Here is a 13,171-nt window from a genome sequence, read left to right as displayed (position 1 = left end):
GCACAGTTTCGATGCGTGGTGTTGGGTTGGTGGTCCTAGGTCCTAGGTCCTAGGTCCTAGGTGATAAAACATGCTCGAAAAGAATAGCTAAGAAAAGAATAACTAATATAGCGCTTCCATTTTTAAGCGCTTTAATACCCCTTACTCAATGCAATCACATTGCCGAATCCAACACTATGTCTCCGATTCTTGATCTATTTAGTCCGGCAATGGCAGCGCCCCTAACGTTTCGTCATAGTCTGTCATAAACCGAGTAAGGCTTTGTCAGTACACCTATTTATTCCTTCGTTCCTGCGGCATACTGACACTTTCGACGACGGACGATACCTATAGGAACGATATAATAATGCGATGGTTTTTCCTGACAATTTGCTTAATATTTCTTGCTGGTTGTGTCGCCTACCCGACCCAACGCGCCTACTTCAAACCGTTACCACAAGACGGTTATTACCTCGTGAAAAGCCGCAGTTGTGGGTATCATAAAACCGAATTTGATGGCTTAGCGACAGACCAAGCCTCATTCCATCTTGATGTATTTCCCAACGAGCCCGACGAACAACATCTCGTTGTCACTATTGTGCTAAAACCAGGAAATGAAGCGGCATCATCACTCACTGGATTACCAATATTGGGCCAAGTTCGGCTAGTGGCCGGAAATACTAAGCAGGAGTATTCAGCCAGCAGTACCGCCCTGATTCAGCAGTATCAACAAACCCAGTGGTACCGTGTTGAGTTTGAAGTGATGCCAACCACTCAGTTTTCCATTGAAATTGAAACCCAGTCTGCCGCGCCACTTCAATTTGATTTCCGCTACGCAAAGGAATCCGACTTTTACTACGCTTCAATAAATTGCTAATAAGAAACTAGCAAAATTTGAAATTAAGAGGTCATTGCTATGCTGTCTTGTTCTCATTACGACCAGTTAGAGTTGCTATGCCTCTATCGCTACCCTGCTCGCCTTTTGTGTAAACGCCAGCAGCAAAACAGTCACCACGCAAAAAAAAACATACACCGTAGAAGGCATTGCCGTGGATATACAAAGAAATGCTAATAAACAGGAGTGTTTAAAAATACGCAGTGGTGACCATGAAATGCTTATACCTCTTGCCCATATATGTCGTGTCGATGTACTTAACGACAACCCACACCTAACGTCTATCGTGATGGCATAACACCGTCTCGTTAAACCTAACAAGTAAACGACAGTACATTTCAACAAGGTCGGGGGAGAAAAACCAAAACGGCGTAGTGGCGTAATTCATTCTTTTAGGTTGCAGGCTTGTTGAACCGCCGCTTAGGTCATCTAACACAGAAACTATATAATTTAAGCAGCGATATGAGTGGCTAGTTGGCTTTTACTGAACCGTTACACGCTGAATGACAATCGCATCATTCGGCACATCATCATGGCCTAGCTTTGACGTGGTCGTGACTTTGCCGATGGCATTTACCACTTCCATACCAGCGGTAACTTTACCAAACACGGCGTACCCCCACCCATTATTCGTGGTCGCGGTATGATCTAGGAAATCATTGTCATCCAGGTTAATAAAAAACTGAGCCGTTGCTGAATGAGGCGCATCCGTTCTTGCCATTGCAATGGTACCGATAGTGTTTTTTAAACCACGATTCGCTTCATTGACGATAGGGGCACGAGTCGGCTTTTCTGTCATGTTCTCATCCAAACCTCCTCCTTGGATCATGAAACCATCGATGATGCGATGAAAAATCGTGCCTTCATAAAAACCTTCCTGACAATATTTAAGGAAGTTTTTCGCACTCACAGGTGCTTTTTCAAGGTTCACTTCAATTTCAATATCGCCGAAGTTGGTGGAAATAATTACCATAGTCATCACTTAATTTATGTTTGATACGCTCTGCTATTCTCATACATATAAAGCATGAGAATAGCGTTTACTTTTCATCTCGCAGTTTGCTAAGCCACCTTTCATTCGTCAAGGCAAGTTTTAGCTTTTCAACTACACCGTTATCCATCAAGGTAACGTTGTCCATCAAGGTAAATGGTTTAATTGCGCTGCACTCTACGACTCAATCGACCACTGAGACAGTGAGCGCTTAAAGTCGTCATAACCAAATTCATTTAGCTTTTGAATTCGCCCATCTGCTCGCTGACAAAATACGGCTGGCATTTTTAAGCCATTGAACCAGTTTAATTTCACCATGGTATAACCCGCGCTATCTTCAATATGCAATTGCTGACCAATCGCTAACGGCTTATCGAATTGCGTGACACAAAACTGGTCGCCAGCCAAACAAGAACATGAGCCGATAACATATTCATGTGAGCCGTTGTCGGTCGCTTCGCGAATTGAAGCGGGTTCATTATAGATCAAGGTATCAAGTCGATGCGCTTCTGTCGCAGAATTCACAATCGCCGTTTTCATACCGTTCTCAACAATATCGACCACTGTAACAACCAAATCTGTCGTCTTGGTAATGATCGCTTCGCCCGGCTCTAGATAAAGTTGAACCCCATGCTTTTCGGCAAAATATTTTAGCGCTTGTCCCAACTTCTCAATATCATAATCAGGCCAAGTGAAAAAGACGCCCCCGCCTAGACTCACCCAGTCTAGCTTATTTAATTGATCACCAAACTGCATTGAAATCGCATCTAACAGCGCCGTAAATGCATCCACATCTTTATTTTCACAATTCATGTGAAACATCACGCCATCAATCGAATCAAAAACGGTCGGGTCAAGATGATCCGCTTGTACACCTAAGCGAGAGAATTCCCTTGCTGGATTCGCTAAGTCTTGTCCGGCATAGCTCACACCTGGGTTTAGTCGCAAGCCAATGGAAGCTTTTCCTTCCACCAAATGACGATGCGCCGACAACTGAGACTGTGAGTTAAAAATCAGTTTGTCGCAAAGCCCCGCCACTTCTTTCACATCATCTTCGGTGTAGCCAACGCTGTAGGCATGCGTCTCCCCACCAAATGTTTCGTGACCAAGTCTAACCTCATATGGTCCACTGCTTGTTGTGCCGTCAAGATAAGGCTTGATGACATCAAAAACGCCCCAAGTAGAGAAACACTTTAGTGCCAGTACTAACTTGACTCCAGAGCACTCTTTAAGTTGTTTTGCCTTCTCTAAATTAGCGATCAATTTTTCTTCATTGATCATAAAATAAGGCGTTTTTAATTCGCTGTTTTGCATGATTTTATCACTCATAAAGATCCAACAAAGCCGATGTTCAATACATCGGCTTGGATTGATTTGCCTTGCTACTGTCTACTACTTCAAAATTTGAATATCAGGCTGACCCACTTCAAGTTCTTGAACATGCCAGTCTAAACCAATCTCTGGCATCGTCGCGAGGAATGGGTCAGGGTTCAGTTGTTCCATGTTGAATACGCCAGCTTCAGCCCACTCTCCTCGGAAATATTGAAGTGCAGCGGTGATAGCAGGAACGCCAGTCGTATAAGAAATAGCTTGATGTTCTACATCTTCATACGCCACTTCATGATCGGCATTGTTATAAATAAACACGCTACGAGGCTGACCATCTTTCGTGCCCTGAACCCAAGTACCAATACAGGTTTTTCCCGTATACCCAGGAGCAAGAGACGTAGGGTCAGGAAGCAGTGCTTTTAGAACATGCAACGGATGAACTTCCGTACCATCATGCAGCGTCACCGGATCAGGACTCAACAAACCGATATCACGCATGCAATTAAAGTAATTCAAGTAACTATCACCAAAGCCCATCCAAAATTCGATACGCTTCGCCGGGATAAACTCTTGCATAGAACGCACTTCATCGTGTGCCATTGAGTACACTTTATGCTTACCAACAAGCGGGAAATCAAACTCAAGCATGCGCGAGTGACAACCCACTTGTTTCCACTCACCATTCTCCCAATAGAAAGAGTCGCCTTGAATCTCTAACATATTGGTTTCTGGGTCAAAGTTAGTGGCAAATTTCTTGCCGTGATCACCAGCATTGACATCCATGACGTCAATCGTGTCGATCTCATCAAATAGATGTTTAACCGCGTACGCAGCAAACACACTGACCACGCCAGGATCGAACCCAGCTCCCAAGATACCGGTAATGCCCGCATCCTTAAATTTGTCACGAAAGCCCCATTGCCAGTCGTAGGCCTGTGGTACTTGCTGACCTTCAGAACAAAGGTCAACAGCAACAGACGTATCAAGATAAGACACTTTCGCTTGAAGACACGCTTCCATGATGGCGATATTCACCCACGGAGGACCGGCATTGATAACCAAATCAGGTTGCACCTCTTTGATAAGCTCGACTAACGCGTCAACATCATCCGCATTAACCGAACGTGCCTGCAGAGCCTTGGTCGGATCTTGAAGGTTATTTTTACCCTTGATGGATTCAATGATTTTCTCGCATTTCGCGATGGTACGTGATGCGATAGTGATATCACCCAACACTTGGTTATTCTGCGCCGCTTTATGTGCGATAACCCAACCAACGCCGCCAGCACCGATCTGTAAAATTGCCATTATTTATTTTCCTTTTCTACTAGCTCTAGCGCTAATTGATGAATGTTGTTGAGTAACGCTTCAAAATGAGAAAGCGTTAAACACGGATTAAGAATAGTGAACTTTAATGCTGATTGTCCTTTTACGACCGTTTCCCCTAAAATCGCGATCCCTTGTGTCAGCGCTTCTAGCCTAATGGTTTGATTTAATCGGTCTAAATCGTCGACGTTAAGGTGGTTTGCTCTAAATAGCACCGTTGAAAGTGAAGGCGTCGCTAACAGCTCAAAGTGAGCGTGCTGACGGACAAGTTCAGCGACTTGCTGAGTCTGGTCGATAAGGTGATCCACCATACTGCCTAACGAATCTGGCCCTACGCTTTGCATCGTCATAAAGACTTTTAACGCATCAAAACGTTTAGTGGTCGCAATAGACTTATCCACTAAGTTTGGTAGCGTATCGTGCTCTCGATTGAGGTAATCGGCGTGATGCAATAAATACGTAAAGTTGCTTTTGTCTTTGATTAACAATGAGCCACAACTGATTGTTTGATAAAACAACTTATGAAAATCGACACTCACGGAATCGGCTTTCTCTATTCCTTGCAACTTGCTTTTATGACGACCAAGAATCAGCGCTCCACCGTAAGCGCCGTCGACGTGAAACCACATATTATGGGCTGAAGCGACAGCGGCGAGCCCATTGAGATCATCAATCGCACCATGGTCGGTAGTACCGGCTGTGCCCACTAAAGCGAACGGTATTAGCCCTTGTTGCTGTAAAGACAAAATATCCGTCTGCAATGCATCAAGGCGAATCGTGCCGTCTTCGTGAGTGGCAACACAATGCACCGCTCTTTCACCGAGACCCAGCAATGACGCTGACTTTTGCACCGTAAAGTGTGATTTATCGGAGCAAACAATACGCAATTTATCAGCGTAACTTGGCATTCCTTGCTTTTGGATCGAGTGACCCGTGGTGATGTCAGCAAAGCGATCTCTTGCTAACAGCAAGCCCATTAAATTACTTTGGGTACCACCGCTTGTGAATACACCATCCGCCAGTTCCCCTAGCTCATAGCGTTCACATAGCCAATTCAGTACTTTTTGCTCAACATACGTCGCTGAGGACGCCTGGTCCCAAGAGTCCATTGATTGATTCAAAACAGCGATGATGGCTTCTGCTGCAATAGCTGGCATTAGCGGTGGCGTGTGAAGATGGGCGATGCAATTAGGGTGCTGGGTAAAAATGGCGTTTTTGGCAACAAGGTCAGCCGTATTGTCCACGACGTTCTGCAAACTGTGATGATTTCGGTCCAAATTTACAGCGTTAATTGCCGCTTCAAGTTGCTTTGGATCAAGCGCGGAATATGGCGCTTGAGTTTGTTCGAGCACTTCTTTCATTGCTTGGGTGGTATGGTTCATGACTTGTGAAAATTCATTGCTACCGTTTGCACCGGTATGAACAAAGTGTTTTTCCCACTCCAAACGTTTGGTATCTTGTGGCGTTTTTTCTCCGCCACCAGCCACAATGATCGCTTCTTCAAGCACACGTAAGGCAAAATCAATCTGCTCATAGGAAATAATCAGTGGTGGCAACAAACGAATGACTGAGCCATCACGACCACCTTTCTCCACCATTAATCCACGTTCCAACGCCGCTCGCTGAATGGCCAGCGTCAGCTCTCCATCAGCAAGAGGTTCACCAAACTTGTTTTTCTCTCCTGTAGGCTTCATCACTTCAAAACCAAGCATCAACCCCATACCACGCACTTGGGCAATACAATGAACACGACTCTGAATTCGCTCTAGCCCTAAACGTAAATAGGCGCCCGCCACGTTAGCATGCTCAACAAGGTTGTCTCGCTCGATAATTTCTAACGCTTTTGCGCCAGAAACCATGGCTAATTGGTTGCCACGAAACGTTCCGGTGTGCTCTCCTGCTTGCCAAGTATCAATGGTCTTGTCAAACACCAACAGTGACATTGGTAACCCACCACCTATTGCTTTAGATAAGCATAGAATATCGGGTGAAATGCCTGACTCTTCAAAGGCAAACCGGTAGCCTGACTTACCTACACCACATTGAATTTCATCTAAAATCAATAAGATACCATGCTCATCACAAAGGCGCCTTAGCTCTTTAAGCCAAAAAGCCGGAGCCGGAATAACCCCACCTTCACCTTGGACTGGCTCGACAATCATGGCCGCAGGTTTCATGATGCCTGCTTCATCATCATTTAGCAGGCGCTCAATATAACGAATGCTCTGTTTCGCACCCGCATCACCGCCAAGACCAAATGGGCACCTTAAATCATAGGGGAACGGCATGAAATGCACATCTGACATCAGCCCTGTACGACGAGCTTTCGTGCCTAAGTTACCCATCATTCCCATGGTGCCATTGGTCATGCCATGGTAAGCCCCTCTAAAGGCAAACATAGTATTTCGACCGGTAGTTTGCTTGGCCAGTTTGATCGCAGCTTCAACCGCGTCAGCCCCAGATGGGCCACAAAACTGAATCACTGAATTGTTGGAGAATTCACTTGGAAGAAAGGCTTTAACTCGTTGAATAAACGCCTCTTTCGCCGACGTTGTGATATCGAGTGTTTGATAAGGCAGACCTGAATCAAGTTGATCCTTTAATGCTTGATTGATTTCAGGGTGGTTATAACCCATCGCAAGAGTCCCTGCCCCTGCTAAACAATCAAGAAAAACTTGCCCTCGCGTATCTTCAACCAACGCGCCATAGGCGTGTTTAATCGCAATGGGAAGACGCCTTGGGTATGAACGGACGTTAGATTCATGCTCGGCTTGATCTAACAACAATTGATCCGGCGTAAGATCATAAATTCCGTTAACGTGCGGAATCGTCGCCGATATAGACGCGGCGAAGGGGGTAGATTCGATATCGAATGCTGTACTCATTTCTGTAACCTAGTGTTTATACAGGGCTCAGACCCTGCAAAATAAATAGCAAAATACGCCCCATCTGAAAATACAGATGTGACAGAGCGCTAAACGGAATAATCGGTTTAGACAGGATTTAGCTAATTAGGAATCAAGGCTCTGTAATATGGCTTTTAGCGCGCACAATACAGTTAGGAAATATACAGTTAGGAAATAGGCAGCGTAGAGATACGATGCTAGTAAGAACGTGTGAGTTAATAAGTTTCAATGTTGGGTTTCCTTAAACATGCCGCTTTGCGACAACAGTATCCCGTCTACTGATTATTCGATTAATCAGTACCTACCCTACGTTACATCGCTGTGTGAACGATGGTAACGCGTATCCCCCAGAATCACTCCGAGATTGCGCGGGAAAATAACATAAAACTTATTACCATCGCAATGTTTTTTACGTCGCTTACATTCAATAAAATGATGAAATGAAACCTGTAGAATAAACGCCGCAACCACGGTTCACGGCGCGATTATCTAACCACAACCCATCGATTACTTCTTATCAGAAAGATGGCGCGTTGTTTCCTGACCAATCACGTCAATATTCGCCCCCTGTTGCTCCAGAAACTTTTCAAACATCGGTAACAGAGGACCCAGTGTTTCTTTAATAGTGTCTCGCACGGTATCCACAACGACTTGCGTTCCACGTTCAATTTCGATATTGACGTAGTCATCGGCACCTTTGTGCCCAAACGTCGTCATGCGCAGTGTTTCTGGGATCAACCAAACATCGAACCAGCTTTGCTCTTTATCAACTTCAGATACGGTTAAGCTCGCTCCATTTATGGCGATGTATCCTTTCGGAAATACGTAAGGCTTCCACTCAGTAGGTAAAGAGAAACGAATTCGATAATTGCCTTCTTGCTGAAGGATATCGACCAATGTCGTTTTAAAGTCAACATGCCCAGACAATGGGTGCCCACCTATTTCTGCACCATCCTTAGCCGCTCGCTCCACGTTAATACGTTGGCCTTGCTTGAAATCACTTAGCGTAGTAATCAGTAAGCTTTGTAGCATGACATCAAACAAAGCACGATTGTCATCAATGAGTTCGGTCACCGTCAAGCAAACACCATCTACTGCGACACTTGCACCGATCTCCAAATCCACACAAAAACCGGGAGGGAAATTAATCTCGAACGTACGAATGCCATTTAAGTCCGTGATTTTGTCAATGGTGGCGACAGATTGGATAATTCCTGTAAACATGCTTACTCCAGAGTCGTTTATTTTTAGCAATGAGTCACACATCATGGCAAAAACGACCACTAAGATAAAGTCTGATTTGGCACGCTTAGGGCGGTAAGAAAGGGATAAAAATGAAAGCTTAAGGCAATGAAAGCTTAAGGGATGAAAGGTTATCGACGGTAAAAACCAAAAAGCCCTAGCATTTCTGCTAGGGCTTTGAATTGGAGCGATACATCGGGTTCGAACCGATGACCTCAACCTTGGCAAGGTTGCGCTCTACCAACTGAGCTAGTATCGCATTGCTATATAGTAATGATACTACATAGACTTTAATAGATGGTGCCCCGGGCCGGACTTGAACCGGCACAGCGCGAACGCCGAGGGATTTTAAATCCCTTGTGTCTACCAATTCCACCACCAGGGCACGCAATTCTTTATTGCGATGCCGATTACTGAAAAGTAAAACACCATCTTATGCATCGTTGTCACGGTGCATTCAAAATTTGGAGCGATACATCGGGTTCGAACCGATGACCTCAACCTTGGCAAGGTTGCGCTCTACCAACTGAGCTAGTATCGCAAATTTTCTCACATAACCATTTCTCGTTAAGAGAATGGAGGCGCCTCCCGGAGTCGAACCGAGGTCCACGGATTTGCAATCCGCTGCATAGCCACTCTGCCAAGGCGCCTTTTTATTGCTACTCTTGAAGTTGCTCTAGGCAGTTCCTCTTGAGTACGGGATGCATTTTACGTAATCGACCAAATGAGTCAATAGTATTTTTTTATATTTTGAATCGTTTGCCTAATAAACATTCAAAAACGGGCGATTTGCTCAATTTAGTAGCATAAACATGCCGATTATTTGCGATCTAACTGCTCATTTTCGCCAAGTTGAAGGTTGATTGGCTGTAGGCTGAGCCCAAATTTACGAATTTATCTTTGTACATCAGCTTTAACGACTTACAAGTATGAAAAAGGCGAGCTCATCGCTCGCCTTTTCTTGTTTAAATTCTAATCGTCTTCTGAATTCAGTAAGTCGTCTTTTGCTGCCGACAAATACTGCATCATTGACCAGTAAGTCAGTATCGTTGCGATATACAAAGCAGCATATCCTACCCAAATCATCCAATCATCATAACGCCAGACCAGTAGCCATAGCGCCAACATCTGTGTCACCGTCTTGACTTTACCAACCCAAGAAACGGCAACACTTGCACGTTTTCCTATCTCTGCCATCCACTCTCTCAAGGCTGAAATGATGATTTCGCGTCCTATCATGGTAACCGCAGGGATGGTGATCCAAATGCTATGATAATGGTCAGTGATCAGTATCAACGCCGTGGCAACCAGCACTTTGTCCGCAACAGGATCAATAAAGGCTCCGAAGCGCGAAGTTTGGTTTAGCTTTCTTGCTAGCATTCCATCCAGCCAGTCGGTGAAGCCTGCTACCCAAAAAATCGTTGCTGCGGCAAAAGGTGCCCAGCTATAGGGTAAATAAAATGCTACGACGAACACGGGGATGAGAAATAATCTCAGCAAAGACAAAATGTTAGGTATATTTAAACGCATATGATTATCAGCTCTATTTTACTGCGTCTTTATGGTGCGGGATTTTTACTAGTGTTTCAATGCTTGATAGATGTTTTCTGCCAAAGAAATACTAATTCCGGGCACTTTGGCGATTTCTTCAACAGTTGCACGCTTTAATTCTTGTAAGCCACCCATATACTTAAGTAAAGCTTGACGGCGTTTTGGCCCAACACCTTCAATTCCTTCAAGTGGACTGGTTCTTCTTGCTTTTGCGCGCTTAGCTCTGTGCCCAGCGATCGCATGGTTGTGACTTTCATCACGAATGTGCTGTATTAGATGCAGCGCTGGCGCATCACTTGGCAAATTAAACTCATCCCCCTGTGGCGTAATGAGTGTCTCTAAACCTGGCTTGCGAGTCACCCCTTTCGCGATACCAATCAACAGCGGTAATTTGGGCCACTCACCCCAGTACTTCGATACGATCTCGACAGCACGATTTAGCTGGCCTTTACCGCCATCGATAAAAATGATGTCTGGAATTTTATCAACATCTACTTTTGAATAACGACGTTCAAGTACCTGCCCCATCGCAGCATAATCGTCCCCCCCAGTAATACCAGTAATGTTGTAACGACGGTACTCTTGTTTTACGGGGCCTTCTTGATTAAACACGACACAAGATGCAATGGTGTTTTCACCCATGGTATGACTAATATCGAAACACTCCATGCGGGTAATACTGTCGAGTTTAAACACTTTTTGCAACGCTTTAAAACGTTGATTCACCGTCATTTTATGATTGATTTTGCTGGTAATAGCCGTCAATGCATTAGTATTAGAAAGCTTCAGGTATTGGCCACGAGAGCCTGATGGGTCGGTATTAAATGTCACTTTTCGACCCGCGATGTCTGACAATCCCGCCTGCAAATCGGCCACCTCGTCCATAAGACCACTATTAAGAATAATGCGGCTTGGGATCGTGCGTGACTCACTCTGATTTAAATAATACTGACTCAAGAAACTGTAAAATACTTCACGCTGTTCTGTATCGACCGGTATTTTGGGGAAATGGCTACGACTGCCGAGTATTTTCCCTTGGCGAATCATTAGGATATGAATACAAGCAACACCATTTTCTTGTGCATAGCCCAATACATCCATGTCATCATCGCTATCTTCCGACACAAACTGCTGCTCTTGAACACGACGAATAGCTTGGATTTGATCGCGAAACTTTGCCGCATCTTCAAACTTAAGCGTCCGACTGGCTTCATCCATTTTATCGACAAGAAGTTGTAACACATGCTTGTCTTTCCCTTGCAAGAACAAACGAACGTAACCAACCAGTTCCTGATAGTCTTCATCTGAAATAATGCTACTAACACAAGGTCCTGCACAGCGCCCAATTTGGTACATCAAACAAGGACGACTTCGGTTGCCATACACTGAATCTTCGCACTGACGAACGGGAAAGATTTTTTGGATAAGATGTAATGTTTGACGCACTGCCCCTGAATCAGGGTAAGGGCCGAAATATTCGCCTTTGCGTCGGCGAGCCCCTCTGTGCAACGACAATCTAGGGTGCTTGTGATTAGAAATAAAAATGTACGGATAAGACTTGTCGTCTCGTAATAGTACGTTGTATTTCGGTAGGTATTGCTTAATGTAATTATGTTCTAAGATCAGCGCTTCGGTTTCAGTGTGGGTCACTGTCACGTCAATTTTATCAATATGACTCACCAAAGCACGTGTCTTCTCACGGTCAACTTTCTTACGAAAGTAACTCGCTAACCGCTTTTTTAAATCTTTTGCTTTGCCAACGTATATCACCACCGACTCGGCGTCGTACATTCGATAGACGCCGGGTTGGTTGGTTACTGTTTTTAAGAAAGACGTTGAATCAAAAGTTTGGTCTGACACTACAATGTCTCAGTATCTAACATTCCGTGTCTAATCGCTAAGTGAGTCAGTTCAACATCTCCATTAATATCTAACTTGCTAAATAAGCGATATCGATAGCTGTTAACTGTCTTTGGGCTAAGACTAAGCTGTTCAGAAATATCCGTTACTTTTTGCCCTTTAGTGATCATCATCATGATCTGAAGCTCGCGCTCGGATAGATCTTTAAATGGGTTTTCTGAAGCCGAAGAAAATTGGCTCAAAGCCATTTGTTGGGCTATTTCAGGCGAAATGTATCGCTGTCCACTATGAACTAAGCGAATGGCGTTCACCATTTCATCAGGCGCTGCGCCTTTGGTTAAATAACCAGCCGCCCCTGCTTGCATCACTTTCGTTGGAAACGGATTTTCGGTATGTACAGTTAATACGATGATCTTAACGTCTGGATTATGGCGTAGAATTTTTTTTGTCGCTTCTAAACCACCAATTCCAGGCATATTCATGTCCATTAAAATAACGTCTACATGATTGTTACGACACCATTTTACAGACTCTTCACCACTGTCAGCTTCCCCTGCTACATTCATACCACGGACGTCTTCAATAATACGTCGGATCCCTGTGCGAACCAGTTCGTGATCATCTACAAGGAAAACATTAATCAAACTTGTATCTCCACACTTATTTATTGGCTCTGCGACCACTCAAGGTTAGTGGATAGCAGCTTGGCTGCGTATCATATCGCAAATTATACAAAAAAGCTGCCGCGCAAATCGTGCACGACTGCAAATTTTGATAAATACATTACGATGAAGTGGCGACACCGTCAATCATAAAAACTTAAAAATCATTAGGTTACAAAGTATACAACCCAGTGTAAGCCTCCGTTTTCTCACAATAATTTCACCTTTTTACATATGAAATCACCACCATATGATTATCTATTTAATCGTTAAAACACGATACAAGTCACTATTGTGGGCCGTATCGTTAACAAAGATAATGTAAGAATCGCCACCTAATCTTAGCTCATACCAGCAAATTGTCTCTCTTTGCAGAGCTCTGATACACTAAAACAAATTCGTTTTTATCAGCCACTGAGTATTGCGCAAT

General features: G+C 44.2%; 11 protein-coding genes and 4 tRNA genes. 3 read left to right on the top strand and 12 right to left on the bottom strand.

Annotation, left to right across the window (positions count from 1 at the left end):
* Window positions 1-346: 346 nt before the first annotated feature.
* From M9196_RS06955 to M9196_RS23685, 3 genes are read left to right on the top strand one after another with little or no spacing between them, the layout of a single operon-like run.
* Window positions 347-856, top strand: a complete 510-nt coding sequence (locus M9196_RS06955) for a hypothetical protein (RefSeq protein ID WP_250616795.1) — start codon at window positions 347-349, stop codon at window positions 854-856.
* A 39-nt stretch (window positions 857-895) separates the two neighbouring features.
* Complete coding sequence (locus tag M9196_RS23690; protein ID WP_406707629.1) at window positions 896-1,051, top strand: Rho-binding antiterminator; 156 nt, start codon at window positions 896-898, stop codon at window positions 1,049-1,051.
* Window positions 1,029-1,172, top strand: a complete 144-nt coding sequence (locus tag M9196_RS23685; protein ID WP_250616794.1) for a Rho-binding antiterminator — start codon at window positions 1,029-1,031, stop codon at window positions 1,170-1,172. The genes M9196_RS23690 and M9196_RS23685 overlap by 23 nt, the downstream gene beginning before the upstream one ends.
* Before the next feature lie 183 nt (window positions 1,173-1,355).
* Here the strand turns inward: M9196_RS23685 and M9196_RS06945 are convergent, their stop codons facing one another.
* The 12 genes from M9196_RS06945 to uvrY all read right to left on the bottom strand — a co-directional run bounded on the left by M9196_RS06945 (window position 1,356) and on the right by uvrY (window position 12,723).
* A complete protein-coding gene (locus tag M9196_RS06945) occupies window positions 1,356-1,847 on the bottom strand; it encodes a peptidylprolyl isomerase (protein WP_250616793.1) in 492 nt (163 codons plus the stop codon).
* 195 nt (window positions 1,848-2,042) lie between these two features.
* The gene (nspC, locus tag M9196_RS06940; protein WP_250616828.1) at window positions 2,043-3,179 is read right to left on the bottom strand and encodes a carboxynorspermidine decarboxylase; all 1,137 of its coding nucleotides are present in this window, start codon (window positions 3,177-3,179) and stop codon (window positions 2,043-2,045) included.
* A 78-nt stretch (window positions 3,180-3,257) separates the two neighbouring features.
* On the bottom strand, window positions 3,258-4,502 hold the full coding sequence (locus M9196_RS06935; RefSeq protein WP_250616792.1) for a carboxynorspermidine synthase: 1,245 nt from the start codon (window positions 4,500-4,502) through the stop codon (window positions 3,258-3,260).
* Window positions 4,502-7,405 (bottom strand): pyridoxal phosphate-dependent class III aminotransferase, encoded by a 2,904-nt coding sequence (locus M9196_RS06930; RefSeq protein ID WP_250616791.1) that lies wholly within the window; start codon window positions 7,403-7,405, stop codon window positions 4,502-4,504. The genes M9196_RS06935 and M9196_RS06930 overlap by 1 nt, the downstream gene beginning before the upstream one ends.
* Window positions 7,406-7,933: 528 nt before the next feature.
* The gene (locus M9196_RS06925) at window positions 7,934-8,650 is read right to left on the bottom strand and encodes a riboflavin synthase subunit alpha (protein WP_250616790.1); all 717 of its coding nucleotides are present in this window, start codon (window positions 8,648-8,650) and stop codon (window positions 7,934-7,936) included.
* Between the two features lie 201 nt (window positions 8,651-8,851).
* Window positions 8,852-8,927 (bottom strand) — tRNA-Gly (locus tag M9196_RS06920).
* Window positions 8,928-8,966: 39 nt separating this feature from the next.
* A tRNA-Leu gene (locus M9196_RS06915) sits at window positions 8,967-9,053 on the bottom strand.
* 80 nt (window positions 9,054-9,133) lie between these two features.
* Window positions 9,134-9,209 (bottom strand) — tRNA-Gly (locus M9196_RS06910).
* Window positions 9,210-9,244: 35 nt separating this feature from the next.
* Window positions 9,245-9,318: transfer RNA gene (locus tag M9196_RS06905), tRNA-Cys, on the bottom strand.
* 322 nt (window positions 9,319-9,640) lie between these two features.
* Window positions 9,641-10,198: a CDP-diacylglycerol--glycerol-3-phosphate 3-phosphatidyltransferase gene (pgsA, locus tag M9196_RS06900; protein WP_250616789.1), complete on the bottom strand. Its 558-nt coding sequence runs from the start codon at window positions 10,196-10,198 to the stop codon at window positions 9,641-9,643.
* A 48-nt stretch (window positions 10,199-10,246) separates the two neighbouring features.
* A complete protein-coding gene (gene uvrC, locus M9196_RS06895) occupies window positions 10,247-12,079 on the bottom strand; it encodes an excinuclease ABC subunit UvrC (RefSeq protein ID WP_250616788.1) in 1,833 nt (610 codons plus the stop codon).
* Window positions 12,079-12,723, bottom strand: coding sequence for a UvrY/SirA/GacA family response regulator transcription factor (gene uvrY / locus M9196_RS06890; protein ID WP_250616787.1), 645 nt, complete (start codon window positions 12,721-12,723; stop codon window positions 12,079-12,081). The genes uvrC and uvrY overlap by 1 nt, the downstream gene beginning before the upstream one ends.
* Window positions 12,724-13,171: the final 448 nt, after the last annotated feature.

The organism is Vibrio methylphosphonaticus (assembly GCF_023634655.1).
Classification (GTDB): domain Bacteria; phylum Pseudomonadota; class Gammaproteobacteria; order Enterobacterales; family Vibrionaceae; genus Vibrio; species Vibrio methylphosphonaticus.
Note: the sequence above shows the minus strand (reverse complement) of the source record. Positions and strands in the feature narration are given on the sequence as shown.